19 protein-coding genes and 1 pseudogene are annotated in these 19,728 nt (G+C 57.9%); 11 read left to right on the forward strand and 9 right to left on the reverse strand.

All coding sequences use genetic code 11. From position 1 onward, the window contains the following. The first annotated feature begins 1 nt into the window (after position 1). The 9 genes from A7Q00_RS11390 (at position 2) to A7Q00_RS11430 (ending at position 8,417) form a co-directional block, all read left to right on the forward strand. Positions 2–325: a hypothetical protein gene (locus tag A7Q00_RS11390; RefSeq protein WP_064090695.1), complete on the forward strand. Its 324-nt coding sequence runs from the start codon at positions 2–4 to the stop codon at positions 323–325. After that, the gene (locus A7Q00_RS11395; RefSeq protein ID WP_064090642.1) at positions 322–627 is read left to right on the forward strand and encodes a hypothetical protein; all 306 of its coding nucleotides are present in this window, start codon (positions 322–324) and stop codon (positions 625–627) included. Before A7Q00_RS11390 ends, A7Q00_RS11395 begins: the two co-directional genes overlap by 4 nt. Before the next feature lie 2 nt (positions 628–629). After that, a complete protein-coding gene (locus tag A7Q00_RS11400) occupies positions 630–1,175 on the forward strand; it encodes a phage protein Gp27 family protein (RefSeq protein ID WP_064090696.1) in 546 nt (181 codons plus the stop codon). Next, a complete protein-coding gene (locus A7Q00_RS11405; RefSeq protein WP_064090643.1) occupies positions 1,172–2,695 on the forward strand; it encodes a terminase large subunit domain-containing protein in 1,524 nt (507 codons plus the stop codon). Before A7Q00_RS11400 ends, A7Q00_RS11405 begins: the two co-directional genes overlap by 4 nt. A gap of 1 nt (position 2,696) precedes the next feature. Continuing rightward, the gene (locus A7Q00_RS11410; RefSeq protein ID WP_064090644.1) at positions 2,697–4,190 is read left to right on the forward strand and encodes a DUF935 domain-containing protein; all 1,494 of its coding nucleotides are present in this window, start codon (positions 2,697–2,699) and stop codon (positions 4,188–4,190) included. Further along, complete coding sequence (locus A7Q00_RS11415) at positions 4,187–5,092, forward strand: phage head morphogenesis protein (protein WP_064090645.1); 906 nt, start codon at positions 4,187–4,189, stop codon at positions 5,090–5,092. The genes A7Q00_RS11410 and A7Q00_RS11415 overlap by 4 nt, the downstream gene beginning before the upstream one ends. A 2-nt stretch (positions 5,093–5,094) precedes the next feature. Next, the gene (locus A7Q00_RS11420; protein ID WP_064090646.1) at positions 5,095–5,580 is read left to right on the forward strand and encodes a phage virion morphogenesis protein; all 486 of its coding nucleotides are present in this window, start codon (positions 5,095–5,097) and stop codon (positions 5,578–5,580) included. 550 nt (positions 5,581–6,130) lie between these two features. Next, positions 6,131–8,221: a carbon starvation CstA family protein gene (locus A7Q00_RS11425; RefSeq protein WP_064090647.1), complete on the forward strand. Its 2,091-nt coding sequence runs from the start codon at positions 6,131–6,133 to the stop codon at positions 8,219–8,221. Next, entirely contained in the window at positions 8,211–8,417 is a 207-nt protein-coding gene (locus A7Q00_RS11430; protein WP_064090648.1) for a YbdD/YjiX family protein, read from the forward strand. The genes A7Q00_RS11425 and A7Q00_RS11430 overlap by 11 nt, the downstream gene beginning before the upstream one ends. Positions 8,418–8,751: 334 nt before the next feature. Here A7Q00_RS11430 and A7Q00_RS11435 read toward each other — a convergent pair whose 3' ends face one another. The 5 genes and pseudogenes from A7Q00_RS11435 to A7Q00_RS11450 all read right to left on the reverse strand — a co-directional run bounded on the left by A7Q00_RS11435 (position 8,752) and on the right by A7Q00_RS11450 (position 13,354). Next, positions 8,752–9,198, reverse strand: a complete 447-nt coding sequence (locus A7Q00_RS11435) for an acyl-CoA thioesterase (protein ID WP_064090649.1) — start codon at positions 9,196–9,198, stop codon at positions 8,752–8,754. After that, positions 9,191–10,330 carry a lysophospholipid acyltransferase family protein gene (locus tag A7Q00_RS13075; RefSeq protein WP_245637579.1) on the reverse strand — a complete coding sequence of 380 codons (1,140 nt, stop codon included), beginning with the start codon at positions 10,328–10,330 and terminating at the stop codon, positions 9,191–9,193. The genes A7Q00_RS11435 and A7Q00_RS13075 overlap by 8 nt, the downstream gene beginning before the upstream one ends. A gap of 147 nt (positions 10,331–10,477) precedes the next feature. Beyond that, positions 10,478–10,972, reverse strand: a pseudogene (locus tag A7Q00_RS14110) (glycosyltransferase); the annotation flags it as partial. Positions 10,973–11,080: 108 nt separating this feature from the next. Next, complete coding sequence (locus A7Q00_RS11445) at positions 11,081–12,931, reverse strand: DNA recombination protein RmuC (RefSeq protein ID WP_064090650.1); 1,851 nt, start codon at positions 12,929–12,931, stop codon at positions 11,081–11,083. Positions 12,932–13,009: 78 nt separating this feature from the next. After that, positions 13,010–13,354 (reverse strand): barstar family protein, encoded by a 345-nt coding sequence (locus tag A7Q00_RS11450; protein WP_064090651.1) that lies wholly within the window; start codon positions 13,352–13,354, stop codon positions 13,010–13,012. A 146-nt stretch (positions 13,355–13,500) separates the two neighbouring features. On the opposite strand from A7Q00_RS11450, the gene purB reads away from it, so the two are divergent. After that, a complete protein-coding gene (purB, locus tag A7Q00_RS11455; RefSeq protein ID WP_064090652.1) occupies positions 13,501–14,868 on the forward strand; it encodes an adenylosuccinate lyase in 1,368 nt (455 codons plus the stop codon). Positions 14,869–14,962: 94 nt separating this feature from the next. On the opposite strand, the gene A7Q00_RS11460 is transcribed toward purB, so the two are convergent. Continuing rightward, positions 14,963–15,442 (reverse strand): outer membrane lipoprotein, encoded by a 480-nt coding sequence (locus A7Q00_RS11460; protein ID WP_064090653.1) that lies wholly within the window; start codon positions 15,440–15,442, stop codon positions 14,963–14,965. Between the two features lie 290 nt (positions 15,443–15,732). Here A7Q00_RS11460 and A7Q00_RS11465 point away from each other — a divergent pair, with 290 nt between their 5' ends. After that, positions 15,733–16,707, forward strand: coding sequence for a DUF4189 domain-containing protein (locus A7Q00_RS11465; protein WP_064090654.1), 975 nt, complete (start codon positions 15,733–15,735; stop codon positions 16,705–16,707). Between the two features lie 174 nt (positions 16,708–16,881). On the opposite strand, the gene A7Q00_RS11470 is transcribed toward A7Q00_RS11465, so the two are convergent. The 3 genes from A7Q00_RS11470 to trpB form a co-directional block, all read right to left on the reverse strand. Beyond that, a complete protein-coding gene (locus A7Q00_RS11470; protein WP_064090655.1) occupies positions 16,882–17,598 on the reverse strand; it encodes a hypothetical protein in 717 nt (238 codons plus the stop codon). Positions 17,599–17,820: 222 nt separating this feature from the next. Further along, the gene (locus A7Q00_RS11475) at positions 17,821–18,225 is read right to left on the reverse strand and encodes an NTF2 fold immunity protein (protein ID WP_064090656.1); all 405 of its coding nucleotides are present in this window, start codon (positions 18,223–18,225) and stop codon (positions 17,821–17,823) included. 231 nt (positions 18,226–18,456) lie between these two features. Then, a complete protein-coding gene (trpB, locus tag A7Q00_RS11480; RefSeq protein ID WP_064090657.1) occupies positions 18,457–19,659 on the reverse strand; it encodes a tryptophan synthase subunit beta in 1,203 nt (400 codons plus the stop codon). Positions 19,660–19,728 lie beyond the last annotated feature (69 nt).

The following is a 19,728-nucleotide window of genomic DNA, read 5'->3' on the forward strand; positions in this document are numbered from 1 at the left end:
GATGGAAAACAAAACCTTTATCAGCATTGAGTTCTGGCAGTTGGTCGGCTTTCTGCTCTCTTTCCTCGGCGTGTGCTGGGGCTTCGGCAAGATGTTGTTGGCGCAGTTTCAAAACCAGCAGGCCGAGCGGCAGCGGCAGTTTGAGACCATGCAGCAAAAACTGGAGAACATGGACAACCAGTTCGCCGAGCAAAAGGCCATCCTGCCGGAAAAGTATGTCCTGCGCGAAGACTACATCCGCAACCAAGCCGTGCTGGAAGCCAAGATGGACAGCATCCAGCACACACTAACCGACCTGTACAAAATAGAAAGCCAAAAGAAATGAACGATAAAGCCCGCAGGGAAGGGATGCGCTGGCATCTGATCAACACCCTGAACAAAGCCCGGCCGTACACCTCCAGCGAAGTGTTTCTGTTGGACGTGATGCGCGGCATTTATCCCAATGCCACCGCATTGGAGCTGCGCCAGCAGCTCGAATACCTGAGCGACCGCCGCCTGATCGATCTGACCAAGCAGCCTGCCGGCATGTGGTTTGCCGACCTGACCCGGCTCGGTGTGGACTTGGCCGAATACACCATCGACTGCCAGCCCGGCATCGCCCGCCCGGACAAATACTGGGAGGGTTGATGATGGCGAAACGCAGCACACTGGCCACCCTGCCGGAAGACATCCGCCACGCCTTCGAGCGCAAGTTGGCCGAAAACGGCTTTGCCAACTATACCGAGCTGACCCAATGGCTGCATGAGCAAGGTTACGAAGTCAGCCGTTCCGCCGTGCACCGTTACGGGCAGCAGGTGGAGCGGCGTTATGCCAGCATCAAAGCCAGCACCGAGGCAGCACGGCTGATTGCCGAAGGGGCGAACGACGAAGGCGACACCCGCTCTGAAGCCCTGATGGCACTGGTGCAGACCGAGCTGTTTGATGCACTGGTGGCTATCGGCGAAGTGCCGGATGAGGATTTGTCGCCCATGCAGCGCTTCGACATGATGAGCGAAGGCGCACGACGCATGGCGGGCTTTATCTCCGCCGGTACACGATTGAAAGAATATCAAGCCAAAGTGAAAGCCAAAGTGGCCGCTGCTGCCGATGATGTAGCCAAACAGGCTAGAAAAGGTGGCTTGTCCGACGAAGCGGCCGAAGCCATCCGTAAACAGATCTTGGGGATTGCGTCATGAGGCAGCAGCCTGAAAGCACCAGTCCGGCCAAACGGTCGACTGAAGACCGCACCCCGATGGCGCTGCTGCCTTATCAGCAGCGCTGGTGCGCCGATACTTCGCCGGTCAAGCTGTGCGAAAAATCGCGCCGTATCGGTTTGAGCTGGGGCGAGGCCGCCGACACCGCGCTGCTGGCCGCCTCGGCAAACGGCATGGACAGTTGGTACATCGGCTATAACAAAGACATGGCTATCGAATTCATCCGCGACTGTGCCAACTGGGCGAAGTTCTACGGCTTGGCAGCGGGTGAAATTGAAGAAACCGAGGAAGTGTTTGCGGAGGGCGACGAACAGAAATCCGTGCTTGCCTTCGTCATTCGTTTTGCCTCCGGCTGGCGTGTTACCGCCCTGTCCAGCCGCCCCTCCAACCTGCGCGGTAAGCAGGGGCGCGTCATCATTGACGAGGCGGCGTTCCACGAGCAGCTCGGCGAGCTGCTCAAAGCTGCAATGGCCTTGCTGATGTGGGGCGGTCAGGTACACATCATCTCCACCCACGACGGCGTGGACAACCCGTTCAATGAGCTGATTACAGACATCCGCGCGGGCAAAAAGCCGTATTCCATCCACCGCATTACCTTTGACGAAGCAGTCGAGCAGGGGCTGTACCGCCGTATCTGCCTGCGGCGGGGCTTGGAGTGGACGGCGGCGGGAGAGGCAGATTGGTGCAAGGAAATCCGCGACTTCTACGGCGAGGATGCCAGCGAGGAATTGGACTGCATCCCGAAAAACGGCGGCGGCAAATGGCTCAACCGCGCCTTGATCGAAAGCCGCATGAATCCGTACACGCCGGTTATCCGCTACGATCAGAGCGACGACTTCGGCCTGCTCCCCGAACCGCGCCGTGCCGCCGAGGTGGCGGACTGGCTGGACGACATCCTGCAACCGCTGCTTGACGGTTTGGATAAAACCCGCACCAGCTTTGTCGGCGAAGACTTTGCCCGCAGCGGCGACCGCACCGTTATCGTCCCTTTGCTGCAACAGCCGAACCTAGCCCTGAAGCCGCCCTTTGTATTGGAACTGGGCAATATGCCCTTCGCCCAGCAGGAGCAGATTATGAAGCACCTGCTGCACGGCCTGCCCAATCTGCGCGGCGTGGCATTGGATGCGCGCGGCAACGGCCAATCCATTGCCGAAGCCATGCGCGACGAATTCGGCGCGGAGGTATGCGAGGCAGTCATGCTGTCCGAAAACTGGTACCGCACCCATACCGCCCCGTTCAAAGCCGCCCTCGAAGACGGCACGCTGACTGACCTGCCGCGCGACGAAGACATCCTGACCGACCTGCGCGCCTTCGAACTGGTCAAAGGCGTGCCGCGTATTCCCGATACCCGCACCAAAGGGGCGGACGGCAAAAAACGCCACGGCGACGCGGCGATTGCCTTTGTCTTGGCACACTACGCCAGCCGCGAACTGAACACCGGCCCGGTACGTGTGGCCAGCCGTAAAATCCGCCGCAGCAGCCCCTTAACCCGAGGATACTGATATGGCCAAACCCCACTTCAAACTCAAAACCGCCAACGGTGCGGTTACCCTCCAACCCGCCGACCTGACCGCCCACCTCGCCGTTGCCCAACGCTTTTGGGGCATCGGCGGTTTCGGCGGCTACCTGCCCAACCCCGACCCCGTGTTGAAAAAGCTCGGGCGCGACATCTCGGTTTACCGCGAGCTGCTGTCCGACCCGATTGTCGCCGGCCATGTGCGCCGCCGGAAGTCGGCCGTGGCCGGTATGGAATGGCGCATCGAAGCCAACGGTGCGCCCGATACGGTTTGCGATACCTTCGCCGAGCTGTTCGCCGGCTTTGATTTGTACCGCCTCATCAACCAAATCCTAGATGCTACCCTGTACGGCTATCAGCCCTTGGAAATCATCTGGCAGCGGGGCAGTCTGTGGCTGCCGTCCGAAATCGTGGCCAAGCCGCAGGAGTGGTTTCAGTTCGACCAAGACGGGCAGCTGCGCTTCCGCCTTTCAGGCAGCCTGAACGACGAACCGGTACCGGCCTTTAAATTCCTGTGCCCGACCCACAATGCCAGCTACATCAACCCATACGGCATCGGCGATTTGTCCTGCATCTACTGGCCGACCATCTTCAAACGCGGCGGTCTGAAATTCTGGGCGGAGTTCAGTGAGAAATTCGGCGCACCGTGGATCATCGGCCGCGAGCCGCGCAGCAATACCGACCAAGACACCGACCGCCTGCTGGATGCTTTGGAGCAGCTAATCGGCAACTCGGTGGCCACCATCCCTGATGACAGCAGCGTCGAAATCAAAGAGGCGGCTGGTAAACAGGGCAGCGCCGATGTGTACGACCGCTTTATCCGCTACTGTCGCTCTGAGATTGCTATTGCGCTGCTCGGCCAAGACCAGACCACCGAAAAAGACAGCACCCACGCCAGCGCCACCGCAGGTTTGGAGGTAACCAAGGATATTCGGGACAACGATTGCCGCATCGTCGAAGGCTGCCTGAACCGGCTCATTGACTGGATCTGCGGTTTCAACTTTGCCGCCGACACCCCGCGCCCTCAATTTGTTTTGTACACCGAAGAAGCAGGCGACAAGACCTTGGCCGAACGCGACCAAATCCTGACCGGCTGCGGCGTGCAATTATCCGAAAGCTACTGGAAACGCGCCTACAACCTGAGCGACGACGATATTGTTCAGGTAGCCTCTCCGCCAAATGCGACGCCGGCGTCACCTTTGGCCGACTTCGCCGAGCACCGGCCGGCTGCCGATGCCGGCTTGGTCATCGACAGCCTCGCCCCGCTTTCAGGTAGCCTCAACGCACAGGGGCAGGCATTAACTGATGCGCTGGTCGGCAGCCTGAAACAGGGGGCGGCCACGCCCGAAGCAGTGCTGGACAGGCTGACCGCCGCTTATCCGAATATGGATGATGCCGCGCTTCAAGAGGAGTTGGCACGCTTAATCTTCCTGGCCGAACTGGTCGGCAGGGTGGAAGCCGCTGAGGAACTGAACAGATGAATCCAGAAGACATCAAAGTCATCTTCGGCATGCAACCCGAAGCCGCTGTGGCCTATCTGCAGCAGAAGGGCATCAACGTATCGTGGGACTGGCAGGACATGTTGGATGATGCGCACGCCACCGCCTTCACCGTGGCCAAAACCGCCCGCATGGATGTGGTCGGCGATATCTATGCCGCCGTGGTCAAAGCCGCCGAAAGCGGGCAGACCTTGGAGCAGTTCGGCGAGCAGCTGACGCCGGTATTGCAGGCCAAAGGCTGGTGGGGCAGGCAGGATATGCCGCACCCGGACACCGGCGAAATCCAAACCGTGCGCCTGGGCAGCCCGCACCGCCTGAAAACCATCTATCTGACCAATATGCAGTCGGCCTATATGGCGGGGCGTTATGCCGAAATGATGGATGCCGTGGATACGCACCCTTATTGGGAATACGTGGCAGTCAATGATGAGCGCACCCGTGAGACCCATCGTATGCTGCACGGCAGCGTTTATGCCGCCGATGATCCGGTGTGGGATACCCTGTACCCGCCCTTGGATTACCGTTGCCGCTGCCGGGTTCGACCCTTATCGCGCAGCCGGGGCGAAGGCCGCGTGCAGCCCAGCCCGAAGCTGGAAACCCAAACCGTGGATATCGGCGAGAACCCGTACACCGGCGAAGAACGCCATGCCCGGCGTACCGGTATTCGCATCAACGGCAAATTCGTCGCCCCCAATGCCGGCTTCAATGCCAACCAAGGAAAAGCCATGCTCTCGCGCATGGCTTCGGTGGCGGTGGATAAGGCGCAGGCCGCCCATCCCGATATTGCCCGTGTGGCGCTGCGGCAGATGATGGGCAACGAGCGTTTCAAATCCTCGCTCAATGCCGCCCAATTGGCTTGGGTAATTAATCTATTGAAAGGATGACGATGCTGGAAATCAGCCTGGACGACAGCGACCTGCAACGCGGCCTCGGCCAACTGTTGCGCAACGCCCGCCACCCGCGCCCGATGATGCGAGCCATTGCCGCCGAACTGCTCAGCATCACCGAAGACAACTTCGCCCACGAAAGCTGGGGTGGTAGGAAATGGCCGGCTACCGCTCGCGGCGGCAAAATCCTGCAAAAGAGCGGGCAGCTGGCCGCCAGCATCCACACCGCCTCCGGCAGCAACTTCGCCCGCATCGGCACCAACAAACCCTACGCCGCCATCCACCAGTTCGGCGGCACGGTCAAAGCCAAAAACAAACCCTATTTGGTGTTCAAAGTCGGCGACGGCTTCCGCAGGGTCAAACAGGTCAAAATCCCGGCACGCCCCTACCTGCCGATGAGCAAAGGCGGTACACTTCAGGCCGGTGCCGAATCCCGCCTGCTGGATGTCGCCCTCGATGCCCTGGCACGGGGTGTCCGGAAATAAAAAAGCGGGCAAATCCGCCCGCTCCGTTTTGTTGCACCCAGTGCAACGTTGTTACAAATTTCCCATCCCCCTTCATCCATCCTCATCCAACTTAATCCCATTTATCTCACAGACCCCTTATATTTATCTCACTGGGTTTCACTTTGCCGCCGTCTTGGCGATTGCCAGCAGATCGAGAGGCTACCTGAAAAGTAGTGGCGCGGCTTAAGCCAGGCAAACAAACTTTACCTTCGCCTGCCGGTTTTTTTGTAAAAGCCGACCGTGCCGTTATCTGGCGGCCGTTTATTGACCTGGGTCAAGCTATTCTTGTTTCAGGGTATTTTTCTCCCAAACCTAGGCTTTTCTGTCTAAAACACGGCAAAAACAGCTCCTTCCGCTTGAAAATTTAACGTAATGATTTCCACAAATATGTTAAGCTTATGCCGTTTGGCAGTGAAGACGTTTGCGCCTTCGGCGCGGCGTTCGATTGCCGGATGGGGGCTGCTGAAGTTGGGCAGTACGGCCTGGCCGGGCAGCCGTTTTATGTTTGTTGAATCGGAGTGTTGTTATCATGAACAAACTCAAAAGCTTCCTGATATGGGGCGTTGTGGTGCTGCTCGGTTTGGCCGCGTTCACCACTTTGGCTATCCATCGCGGTGAGCAGGTCAGTGCGGTGTGGATGGTGATTGCTGCCGTCTCCGTATATGCCATTGCCTACCGCTTTTATAGCCTCTACATTGCCAAAAACGTAATGCAGCTCGACCCGAACCGGCTCACGCCGGCCGAGCGCCATAACGATGGCTTGGACTATGTGCCGACGCACAAAGGCGTGCTGTTCGGCCATCATTTTGCCGCCATCGCCGGCGCCGGCCCGTTGGTAGGCCCGGTATTGGCCGCGCAAATGGGTTATCTGCCCGGCACGCTGTGGATTATCTTCGGCGTGGTGTTTGCCGGTGCGGTTCAGGATGCGATGGTGTTGTTCGTGTCTATGCGCCGTGACGGCAAATCCTTGGGCGATATCGTGAAACAAGAGCTGGGCACCGTAGCCGGTGTGATTGCCTCCATCGGTATTTTGATGATCATGGTGATCATCATGGCCGTGCTGGCGCTGATTGTGGTAAAAGCTCTGGTTCACAGCCCGTGGGGTACGTTCACCATCGCCGTTACCATCCCGATCGCCCTGTTTATGGGCATCTACACCCGCTATATCCGTCCGGGCAAAATCGGCGAGATTTCCATCGTCGGCTTTATCCTGCTGGTGTTGGCGATTGTGTATGGTAAAAACGTGGCCGAAAGCTCCTTCGGGCATATCTTCGATCTGGAAGGCCTGTCTATCGCCTGGGCAGTGATGATCTACGGTTTCATTGCTTCCGTGCTGCCGGTGTGGCTGCTACTCACCCCGCGTGACTACCTCTCCACCTTCCTGAAAATCGGTACCATCATTGCATTGGCTTTGGGCATTATCATCGTTAGCCCGCCGCTGCAAATGCACGCGGTTACCCGTTTCACCGACGGTACTGGCCCGGTATTCTCAGGCCACCTGTTCCCCTTCCTGTTCATCACCATCGCCTGTGGTGCGGTATCCGGCTTCCATGCCCTGATTTCTTCAGGTACCACTCCGAAAATGGTTGAAAACGAAGAACACGTACGCATGATCGGCTACGGCGGCATGATTATGGAAAGCTTTGTGGCCATTATGGCGCTGGCTGCCGCCGCTTCGCTCGACCCGGGCGTGTACTTCGCCATGAACAGCCCGGCCGCCCTCATCGGCACCGACGCTGCCAATGCCGCACACGTGATTACCACCCAGCTGGGTTTCCCGGTAAGCGAAGCTACCCTGCTGCACGTGGCCAAAGAGGTGGGGGAACACACCATCCTGTCTCGTGCAGGCGGTGCGCCGACTCTGGCCGTGGGTATGGCTCACATTATGAGCCAGCTGATCCCGGGCGAAAGCATGATGGCATTCTGGTATCACTTCGCGTTGCTGTTTGAAGCCCTGTTCATCCTGACTGCTGTGGACGCCGGTACCCGTGTGGCTCGCTTCATGATCCAGGACTTGGGCAGTATCTTCTACAAACCCTTCGGCAACACCGACAGCCTACCGGCTAACTTGATTGCCACCTTCATGGCCGTTGCACTGTGGGGCTACTTCCTCTACACCGGTGTAACCGACCCGCTGGGCGGCATCAACTCCCTGTGGCCGTTGTTCGGCATCGCCAACCAGATGCTCGCAGGCGTGGCGCTGATCCTGTGTACAGTGGTTCTGATTAAGATGAAACGTGACCGCTACATCTGGGTTACTTTGGTTCCGGCGCTCGGCGTATTGTTGGTAACCTGCTATGCCGGTTGGCAAAAAGTGTTCGATTCCAACCCTCGCGTAAGCTTTATGGCTCATGCTGCCAAATATAAAGCAGCCTTGGCTAACGGCGAAATCTTGGCTCCGGCCAAAACCGCTGAGGAAATGGGTCGCATTGCCTTCAACGACTATGTAAACTCCGGCCTGACCGTGCTCTTCCTGGCCGTAGTGGTGGTAGTGGGGATTTACGGCCTTCAGGTAGCCCTGAAAGCCCGCAAAGTCGGCTGGCCGACTGCCCACGAAATCCCGCCGGTATTCCGTAACGAAACCACCGGAGCAAGCGCCGAGGCTGTGAATGAAGCATAAGCTGAAACAGCGCCTCTATCAGGCTTGGAAAACAGCCAAGCTGACTGCCAACCTGATGGTGGGCGTGCCGGATTATGCCAACTACGTGGCACGCCAACGGCGCTACAACCCCAACGCACCGGTGATGACCGAGCAGCAGTTTGCCGACTACTGCCGCAAACGCCGCTGCGGAGCCAACGGCGGCCGCTGCTGCTGACCTGGCTCCCATAATCAAACCAAACCGCTTGAAAAGGTATGCCTTCTCAAGCGGTTTTTTTTTTCAGGCTGCGGATTGTAGTGGATTAACAAAAATCAGGACAAGGCGGCGAGCCGCAGACAGTACAGGTAGTACGGCAAGGCGAGGCAACGCTGTACTGGTTTTTGTTAATTCACTATAAAGCAGGGTGCGGCGGCAGATGTGCAGATGGGGCGAACAAACCGGCCTGACTGCCGCTGCAACGTTGGTCCGCCTTGCCGTATTTCTATACTGGGCGCGGCCAGCACCCTGTATCAAAATCAAATCCGGCCTGCCATATGGTTTTCAGGTAGCCTCAACGGGGTTTCAACGGCACAAATCCTGCAAACTGGCGCACGGCCTCCTGCCAGCTTTCTGGGGTTTGGAACTGCATCTCGCCGTTGTCGATTCGTTGGGCAACCTGAGTCGTGTGGGCTTGGGTGAGCTTTTCGCCGCTTGCCGCGTCGCGCAGGGTGTAGTCGATGCGCAGGCAGCTTTCGTATTCGGTCATAACCATATCTACGCAGACTTTCTGGCCGAAGCGGGCGGGGCGGATGTATTTGAGGTCGAGCTTCACCACCGGCCAGACGTAGCCGTGCTTGAGCATGGCGTTGTAGTTGTAGCCGATGGCATCGAGGAAGGCGCAGCGGGCGACTTCGAGGTATTTCACGTAGTGGCCGTGCCAGACGATCTGCATCACGTCCACATCAAAAAAGGGGACTTCGATTTCGGCGCTGTGGCGGCAGTAGATGTGTTTAGCCATGAGGGTTGTTCCAGAAGTTGTAGAAGTTGAACCATTGCAGCGGCGCGCGCGCGGCGTGGGCGGCCAAAATGTCGGCGTATTGCTGCGCCATGCTTTCAATCACTTGTTTGCGCGTGGCGGCCGTCCAGCTTGGGGCTACCTGAAAACGTTTCAGGCATAAATGATAGCGGCCGCGCTCTTTTAGCACGAATACCGTATTGGTGGGCGCGCGCAGGAGGCCGGCCAAGAGCCAGGGGCCTTGCGGCAGGTGGGCGGTGTGGCCGAGGAATTGCACGGGCACGGTTTTGTTGCCGCGCACGGGGGTGCGGTCGGCGGCGATGGCGAGCCATTCTCCGGCATCGAGTTTTTGCGAGAGCTGGAGCATTTTGGCAGCGTTGAGGTCGGCCACCTGAATCAGCTGCAAATCGCTGGCGCCGGCGGCTTTGAGGGCTCGGTTGAAATCTTCTGCGTGGGCGTTGTGCACGAGCACGTTGAGTTTGAAGCCTCGGTGGTGGGAGACGAGGGCGCGGCACACTTCGATGTTGCCCAGATGCGAGCAGATGATGATTTGGCCGCGTGTATTGTGGTTGTCTATATCGGCATATAGGTTATCGGGGTCTTCCACCACGAGGTCGGGCACGGTAATTTTGTGCTGCCACACGGCGAATCGGTCGGCCACGGCCTCTCCGAAGGCGGCGAACTGGCGGTATACGGGGAAGCGTGCGGGCAGCGGCGCATCGGGGAAACTGGCTTTCAGGTAGCCTTGATATTGGCGCACGCTGCGGCGCTGGGCGGCGGAGGTAAGGTAGAAATAAGAAGACACCGCGGCGGCGATGATGTGCACCGGCCACAAGGGCAGGTAGCGCACCAGCCATTCGGTAATCTTGAGGAAGAGGCGGTGGCCGCGTTCGTGCTGTGCCGACCAATGCGCCCGGGCGGCCTGTGCCGCTTGAGGCCGTTTAAACAGGCGGCCGAGGCGGCGGGCGACCATGCCGCAAAACAGGCGGGCGTGCATTTTGCTGATGAGCAGGTTGTCGCGGTGCAGGTTGAAGTGCGACACGCCTCCTGCTTCGTAGCGCACGGGCGTGTTGAGCCAAACGAGGGGCACGCCCGCCCAATGCAGGCGCACCAGGATTTCGTTGTCGAAATCCATGCGCTCGCCGATGACGGCACCGCCGTATTGGATGATGGGCAGGACGGCAGCCAGCGGATAAACGCGGAAGCCGCACATGCCGTCTTTGATATCGAACGACCAAGTGTGCAGCACGTTCCAAAAATCGGTGATTTTGCGGCCGTAGAGCCGCGATTTGGGCACGTCGCCGCCGTACACCGGCCGCCCGCATACCACGGCCTGCGGCTGCGACTGCGCGGTTTCGATAAAGCGCGGGATGTCGGCGAAATTGTGCTGCGCGTCGGCATCAATCTGCAAAACGTGGCTGAAACCCTGCTGCGCCGCCAGCTTGAAGCCCCACTTCATCGCGCTGCCTTTGCCACCGTTGGCCGGGCGGAAGGCTACCTGAACGCCCTCGCCGCGCAAGGCTTCCAAACCGGCGCGGCAGTCTTCGCCCGATCCGTCGTCCACCACCAAAACGGGCAGGCCGCAATGTCGCAGGGCGGAAACCACCTGCGGCAGCGTGCCGAGGTGGCGGTAGTGGGGGATGACGGCGATGAGCTTCATAATCGGGCGGCGGTGGAGGGAAAGGCGGGATTGTAGCAAAAGGAGGGAAGGGCTACCTGAAAATCGAATGGATTGTTTCGCCCCGTTGCGGCTTGCGCGTTGGCTTTGCCGAGGCATCGTTGCTTTTTCAGGTAGCCTTTATGTATCGCGGAGGGGCTACCTGAAAACATTTACTTTAGGCGGATTGGCGGCCGATAAAAAGGCGTTGCGCCTGCAGGATGGTTTTCAGGTAGCCTCTGGCTGCCCGCCGTCTGTTTTGTCTTCCAGCATCTCCGCCCCTTCGCTGCCGGCTTGTTCCACCAGCTGCGCGTCGAGCCGTTTGCCGGCTTTCACGCCCATTTGGCGCAGTTTTTCCACGCGGCCGACTAGGTTGCCGCGGCCGCTGTAAAGCTGTTTGTGGGCGGCTTGGTAGCTTTCTTGCGCCTGCTGGAGGTTTTTGCCCACTTTTTCCAGGGTTTCCACGAAGCCGACGAATTTGTCGTAGAGTTTGCCGCCTTCGCTGGCAATCTGCAGGGCGTGGCGGTTTTGGTATTCGTGCCGCCAGATGTTGGCTACGGTGCGCAGGGTGGCCAGCAGCGTGCTGGGGCCGACCAGGATAATGCGTTGGTCGAAACAGGTTTGGAAGAGCTCGGGGTCTTGCTGCAGGGCGAGCAGGTAGGCGGGCTCCACGGGCACAAACATAAAGACGAAATCGAGCGATACCAGGCCTTCGATGTCGCTGTAGCGTTTGGCAGCGAGCTCTTTGATGTGCTGGTGTACGGAGGCGAGGTGGGCGGCGAGCTCGGCTTCGGCGGCTTCGGGGCTTTCGGCGCGGGTGTAGCGCACGTAGGCGGTGAGCGATACTTTGGAATCGACGATGATTTGTTTGTTGTCGGGCAGGTTGATGAGCACGTCGGGCTGGAGGTAGCGGCTTTCGCCGTCGCTGTCGGTTTGGCGGCCGCCGCTTTGCACGAAGTATTCGCGCCCTTTCACCAGGCCGGAGTTTTCCAGCACTTTTTCCAGAATCATCTCGCCCCAATTGCCCTGGCTTTTGTTGCGGCTGCCGGTGAGGGCTTGGGTGAGGGCTTGGGCGTCTTGGTGCAGCCGGGCGTTGAGCTGTTGCAGGCGTTTGAGCTCGTTTTCCAGCGTGAGCCGCTCTTTGGCTTCTTTTTCGTAGGTGTTTTGTACGAGCTGGCTGAAGCCTTGCAGTTTCTCGCTCAAGGGATGGAGCAGTTGGTCGAGCTCTTGGCGGTTTTGCTCGGAAAAACGGCGGCTTTTTTCTTCGAGGATTTGGTTGGCGAGGTTTTGGAATTGTTCGCCCAGGTTTTGGCGGGCCTGGTTGAGCAGGGCGATTTGTTCGGCGTGGGCTTGCTGCCGCTGTTCGATTTGGGTTTGCACGCGCTCGTGTTGCAGGCGGCTGGCGGCCAGCTCTTGGCGGGCGGTTTCGTAGCGCTGTTGGAGTTGCTGCTGCTGTTCGTCGGCTTCGGCCAGTTGGCTGTTGAGGTGTTGCACGGATTTTTCGGCGGTGGCGGCACGGGTTTGCCAGCTTTGGCTTGCTTCCTGTTCGGCGGCGAGCTGCTGTTTGGCGGCGGCCAGCTCTTGCTGCTGTTGCTGTTGGCGCTCGGCGGCTTCGGCCAAGCTGCGGTCGAGGTGTTGTTTGGATTGTTCGGCAGCCACGGCGCGGGTTTGCCAGCTTTGGGCTTCTTCCTGCTCGGCGGCGGATTGCTGCTTGGCGGCGGCGAGTTCGCGCAACAGCTGCTGCTGCCGTTCGGCGGCTTCGGCCAGGCGGTTGGTGAAATGTTGCACCGATTGCTCGGCGGCGGCGGCGCGGGTTTGGTAATCCTGTGCGGCTTGGCGGGCGGCGGAAAGCTGCTGCTGGCTGTCGGCCAGGCTTTGGGCGGTGTGGCCGAGTTGCTGTTCGCTTTGCTGCCAGGCCTGCTGTTGCAGGGCGAGCTGGTGTTGCAGGCGGTCGGCTTCCTGCTGGTGGCGGTGTTGCGCGGCTTGGTTGCGGGCGTTTTGCCACAGCCAAACGATGAGTGCGCAGAGTAGGGCGGCGGCAAAGCAGGCGGCAAGCAGGACGGGGAGGGTGAAGGTCATAAGAGGCTACCTGAAAAACGGTGTATGGGCGCTAAAGCATGAGCTTCAACGACGTTTAAAAGGGGAGCGGTTGGCGGTTTAATCCGCTATCGAAATCCGCACGATTTTATGCTCCTGCGGGTTGCCGTGCCAATAATCGCGGTATAGCGCCAGGCAGTCGGCAATATCGGCAAACAGTTTGGGCTGGCGTTGTTTGAGGTCGGCCAGGCCGCAAAAGGCGATGTGGATTTCGCGTTGCGGCAGCCAGCCCAAGTCGCGCATGCAGTCGTTGAGCGAATCGAGGCCGCCGCTGAAACAGGCGGGCAGTTCGAAGGCTTCCCGCATGCGCTGCATCAGGCTGTGCAGGGTTTTGATGCGGGATAAATCCACGCTGATGGCGAGGGCATCCGGGCGGATTAGGGTTTGGCGGATAAAGCGGCTCATGTGTGAGGCTACCTGAAAGCATAAAGCGAAAACGTATTCTACCGCTTTAGCTGTGCAGAATGCGCCAAGCCATCGCTTTCAGGTAGCCTTCCCGCTTTTCGGGTAGAATACCGCCGTTTTGTTGGCCTTTTTTCATAGGAAACCACATGTCTGCCCTGCTTGCCCTTTCCCCGCTCGACGGCCGCTATGCCGCCGCTGTTGAAGCCCTGCGCCCCGTTTTTTCCGAATACGGCCTGATCCGCGCCCGTGTGCGCGTGGAGTTGGAATGGCTCAAATCGCTGGCTGCCGCGCCCGACATTAGCGAAGTGCCGCCTTTTTCCGCCGCCACCTTGGCCGAAATCGATGCCGTGATTGCCGGCTTTTCGCCCGAACACGCTGCCGAAGTGAAAGCCATCGAAGCCACCACCAACCACGACGTGAAAGCCGTGGAATACTGGCTCAAACAGCGCTTCGAGAGGCTACCTGAAATCCAAAAGGCAAACGAATTCATCCACTTTGCCTGCACCAGCGAAGACATCAACAACCTCTCCCACGCCCTGATGCTGCGCGAAGCCCGCGATAGCGTGCTGCTGCCCAAGCTGGCCGAAATCGCTGCCAAGCTGCGCCAAATGGCACACAGCCTGGCCGCCCAACCCATGATGAGCCGCACCCACGGCCAGCCCGCCACCCCCACCACCCTGGGCAAGGAAATCGCCAATGTGCTCGCCCGTTTGCAGCGCCAAACCGCCCAGCTGGAGAAACAGGAATTCTTGGGCAAAATCAACGGCGCCGTAGGCAACTACAACGCCCATCTCGCCGCCTACCCCGATCTGGATTGGGAAGCGCATTGCCGCCGCTTTGTCGAACAGTCGCTCGGGCTTACCTTCAACCCCTACACTATCCAAATCGAGCCGCACGACTACATGGCCGAGTTCTTCCAAATCCTCAGCCGCATCAACACCATCCTCATCGATTTTAACCGCGATGTGTGGGGCTACATTTCGCTCGGCTATTTCAAACAAAAAGTGAAGGCCGGCGAAGTGGGCTCCTCCACCATGCCGCACAAAGTGAACCCCATCGACTTTGAAAACTCCGAAGGCAACCTCGGCACCGCCAACGCCATCCTCGGCTTCATGGCCGAGAAACTGCCCGTATCCCGCTGGCAGCGCGACCTGACCGACAGCACTGTGCTGCGCAACATGGGCGTGGGCGCAGGCTACACCTTGCTCGGCTGGGCCGCCCACCTGCGCGGCCTGAACAAACTCGAAGCCAACCCCGCTGCCATGCAGGCCGACCTCGACGCCACCTGGGAACTCTTGGCCGAGCCCATCCAAACCGTGATGCGCCGCCACGCCGTGCCGCAGGCCTATGAGCAGCTCAAAGCCCTCACCCGCGGCCAAGACGGCATCACGCCCGCCACCCTCCAGTCCTTCATCCACGGGCTAGACATCCCCGAAGAAGCCAAAGCGCGCCTGCTCGCGCTCACTCCCGCGCTGTATGTGGGCAAGGCGGAGGAACTGGCCAAGCGGATTTAAGGCCGCCTGCTGGCATTCAAAAAAAAAGGCTACCTGAAATTTCAGGTAGCCTTTTATCCTTGCCGTACAGCCGATTAGGGGTTGCGAACAGGTTTTAATAGGCCGAAGATTGGCTCGCCGGCAGCACGCGGGTGATGCCGTTGGCGCCTTGCAGCACGCGCACGCGCTGGCCGGGGCGGAATTGGATGTCGTCTTTCTGTACCACGGAAATCGCATCGCGCGAGCCTTCCAGCTGCACCACGATTTCATAGCCGCGTTGGCTGTCGAGCCCGCGGGTGAGCGACTGGGTGCCCAAACCGCCCACCACCGCGCCCAAAATCGCGCTCACCGCCTCGCCGCGGCCATTGCCGAAGTTGCTGCCGCCGATGCCGCCCAGCAGCGAGCCGGCAGCGGTGATCAGCGGGTTGTCTTCGCCGCGGATTCGGGTGGGCGTTACCGACAGCACTTCGCCGTAGTAAACCCGGGCGGTGTTTTGCGCTTGGGAAGTGGTGTATTGCAGGGCGGAGCTGTTGGCGCAGCCGCCCAGCAGCAGGGCGGCGGATACGGCAGCCGCAAACAAGCGTGAAGTAGACATGGGATTCTCCTGAAAGGTGGTTAAACGGGCGGGATTATATAGCGGATAAGCTTATTTTTCGATACGGCGGCACATGCCCACGCTGAGATTGAGGCTACCTGAAAATATAGTGAATTAAAATAAGAATGCTACAGCGTTGGCTCGCCTTGCCGTATTGCTCATACTGTCTGCGGCTCCCCGCCCAATATCGATAGCCTTCCGGCTTGCTATATGTTTTCGGCCTGCTTTGCCGTATGATTTGCGCCGTATGGCATAGTTGAGCCAAATCCAGAACAAAACGGAGAGTATTTATGTTTCCACAAACCGCATTCCGCAAAACCAAACGACTGCTGTCGTTTGCCACCGCCCTGCTGCTGGCAGGCTGCGCCACCACCATCCGCCCGACCGACACCCTGCGCTGGCGCGGCAAAGACATCAGCGATTTTGTTGCCGAACGCGCCCATCGCATGCCCGATATCGTGCGCCGCAACTGCGTGAAAAATAATGAAGTGCGCAACCTCTATGCCTGGCGTATTGATCTCTACGAAATCCGTCAGGCCTATGTAGGCCAATCCGGCAATGTGCATTATTACCAAAACTACCGCCATTACAACGACTACGAATACCGCATCGTGGTAACTAAGCCAGACGGTACCATCCTTTCAGTGCGCGATACCGCTTTTGGCAATGCCGATAAAGAATACGGCTGTGAAGAATACCGCGAAGAGCTCAAGCCGCAAAACAGACCGCAGGCCGCTGATAGGGCGAGAACCACCCGTGGCGCAGCCAATCAAGCCAACACGCCGGCCAAGCCCCGCGTGTGGCGCGCCATTGCCATGAATGAAAACAACGCCGAAGTCATCTACCCATCCGCCGCCCACCCCACCGAAGAAGCCGCCAAAGCCGATGCGCTGCGCCAATGCCAACGCGCTTCCGGCAATCAATGCGGCGTGTGGCAGCGGTTTAGCAATATGTGTTTCGGTATGTCGGTGGGGCAGAAAAACGGCCGGCTCACCCATTTTCCTGCTGTTAGCCTAGATGCCCAGCATGCCGACTATGCCGCTATCCAAAACTGCCGCAGCAGCGGCGGCACGCAATGCGATCTGTTTAAACACAGCGTTTGCGCCCTGCCTTGCGACATCACCAAAAACGGCTGCTATTTCGAGCAGCCGCTCCTGGGCAGCTATGGCCATTTCAACGGCCAAGTGAAGCCGGTGAGCTTGGATAAGCCGGATGGAGAGTTAGACGAAAGTATCCTGCGCATCATCATGCGCCATCCGCGCTAGGGCGTGTGGCAGAAGATACGAAAAGGCTACCTGAAAGCATAAGCTTCAACGCAGTTCAAACGAGCTCTGCGCGTTGCTGCGAAGCTGAAATTTCAGGTAGCTTTTTTATGGCCGGAAGCAAATGGGCTGAACCGAGCGATTTGAGTAGGAGAGTGCCGGATTGGCCGTGCCGGGCTACGGTTGCTCATCCAACATTTGTCGCAAAGCGGCAAACAGGTTGGTGCCGTTGGCAAATTGATAGAAATCGGGGCGGCCGGCCAGGAAACGGCGCAGTTCGCCGTATCGTTGCAGGTGGAACAAGACCAGCGCATAGAGTTCGTTTTCCATACCGCTTCCTAACGGGCGGCTCTGCATGAAACGACAGAAGCCCTCTAAGTCGGACACTTGCTGCGTAAAGCGGGCAATGTCGGCTTCTATTTGCCCGACAGTCTGCCGTACCCAATCCAGCATTTGCTCAAGGGTAAAGTGGGCGAAGTCGGGTTCTTGTATGCACCACTCGTCTTGTATCCCTATCAAACCCAGTGATGGTTCACCATTGAGCCGGCTGCTGAAGCTTTTTATCATCTCTTCTTTGCCGAACAGTTTGAAAAACAATGAATCCAGATAGTCCGGTTTGGCTTCTATGCGGATGGATACACGCTCACTGATGGGTTTGCCGTCAAACACGGCCACCAAATAAGCCTGGACAACGCTGAAAATGTAGCCGTCTTTAACCCAATAAATAAAACCGCCGGAGGCCGTCTGAAAGCCGCGTGTTTTGAGTTCGGCTTTGAATAATTGTTCCAGCCATTGGCGTTTTACGCTGTCGCGGAATTTTTCGCGCCCGCGTTCGGCTTGCACTTTGTCCCAAGCTTTGAGTAGAGGGGCGGGGAGGCGGTTAATATCCAGCATAATTTTCGTATCCCCATTCAAAATATTTTAATAATTCGGAAACACTTATCTTATCCATTTAATTATCCTGCGTCCAAATGAACATTGCTTATTAATTAAGCGTAATGTGTGTAGGGGAGTCATGTGCACTTATGCTTATTCCATGTGGCTTTTCCAGACGGCCTTAATGCGGGATATCGGGCTAAAGAATCTAACCTGTATTTGCTTGCTATTTAATCTAATTCAGATATGTATGGAATGCCATTTTCCATCATAACTATCAAATTCTTTTACATTATCCAATTTCCAGAGACCTGCCTGTTTTTTGAATTTATAAAGTCTTTGTGCTTCCATTCCAGCGTAAAGTACATCACTCTTTACAGTTATAGAGCTACCTTTTTCTTCTATTTCAATGATTTTCTCGTTATTTGGGTTGAATGTTGGGGGATAGTTAACAGTCATGCATTCTAACTTTCCCATTTTTCTTGGTTTATCTGTTAGGTATTTATCGTATATTTCCTTTAGTGTTTGTTTCAATATCTCATCAGGAATATCTGTGCCTGCATCAATATGCTTATTAGCATTGTCTTCCCATTTATACATTTCCATCAGAAAACTATTTAATATAGTTTCGATATTTTCATTCATAACACAATCCTTTTTGGTTATTAAGCTTCCTACATAAAATACTTCATGCACAATATCAGTAGGTTGTATCCTACTATTAGCAAGCAGAGCGTAGGCAGAGCGGTCGAAGGGAATGAAACTTGTGCCCACGCGCTTTTCAACTTCGTTGAAGCTGCGCTTTCAGGTAGCTTGAAAGGGAAAAAGGCTGCCTGAAAAGCCGTTTCCAACCTTTCAGGCAGCCGCACATGCGCCCTACAACTCAATCCCTTTCAGCTTCGCCACGGTATTGATGTCTTTATCGCCGCGCCCCGACAGGTTCACCAGAATCACTTGGTCTTTGTCCATCTTCGGCGCGTTTTCCACCGCCCAAGCTACGGCGTGGCTGGATTCCAGCGCGGGGATGATACCTTCAAAGCGGCATAGCAAATCAAACGCTTCCAAGGCTTTATCGTCATTCGCCGCATGGTATTCCACACGGCCGATGTCGGCGAGGTGGCTGTGTTCCGGGCCGATGCCGGGGTAGTCCAACCCTGCGGACACGGAGTGCGTGCCCAAAACTTGGCCGTTTTCGTCCTGCATCAGGTAGCTGCGGAAGCCGTGCAGCACGCCGATGGGGGCTTTGCTGGTAATCGGCGCGGCGTGGTCGGGGGTGTCCGTGCCGCGTCCGCCGGCTTCCACGCCGACGAGGCGCACGTTTTCTTCGCCGATATACGGGTGGAACAGGCCGATGGCGTTCGAGCCGCCGCCGACGCAGGCCACGGCAACATCAGGCTGACGGCCGATGGCAGCCTGCATTTGTTCTTTGGCTTCGTTGCCGATAACGCATTGGAAATCGCGCACCATTTCGGGATACGGCGCGGGGCCGGCGGCGGTGCCGATGATGTAGAAAGTGTCGTCCACGCGGGCAACCCATTCGCGCATGGCTTCGTTCATCGCGTCTTTGAGCGTGCGGCTGCCGCTGTCCACGCTGACCACGTTCGCGCCCAATAATTTCATGCGGAACACGTTCGGCGCTTGGCGGATGATGTCGTCCGCGCCCATGTAAACATGGCATTCCATGCCGAAGCGTGCGGCAACGGTGGCGGAGGCCACGCCGTGCTGACCCGCGCCGGTTTCGGCGATGACGCGTTTTTTACCCATACGGCGGGCGAGCAGCGCCTGACCGATGGTGTTGTTTACCTTGTGTGCGCCGGTGTGGTTCAAGTCTTCGCGCTTCAGCCAGATTTGCGCGCCACCCAGATGCTCTGACAATCGCGCGGCATGGTACACGGGGCTGGGGCGGCCGACGTAGTGTTTCAAATCGTGGTGGAACTCTTCCCAAAACGACGGGTCGTTTTTCGCTGCTTTATAGGCATCCGCCAGCTCTTGCAAGGCGGGAATCAGGGTTTCGGAGACATAAAGTCCGCCGTGTTCGCCGAAAAAGCCCTTCTCGTCGGGGGCTTGGTAGTTTTGCATGGTTCGTCCTTTAGTAATGGGGTAGAAAGGCTACCTGAAAATGCCAAACCCGTTTCAGGTAGCCTTCAT

The sequence above is a fragment of the Eikenella halliae genome (assembly GCF_001648475.1).
In the GTDB taxonomy this organism is placed as follows: domain Bacteria; phylum Pseudomonadota; class Gammaproteobacteria; order Burkholderiales; family Neisseriaceae; genus Eikenella; species Eikenella halliae.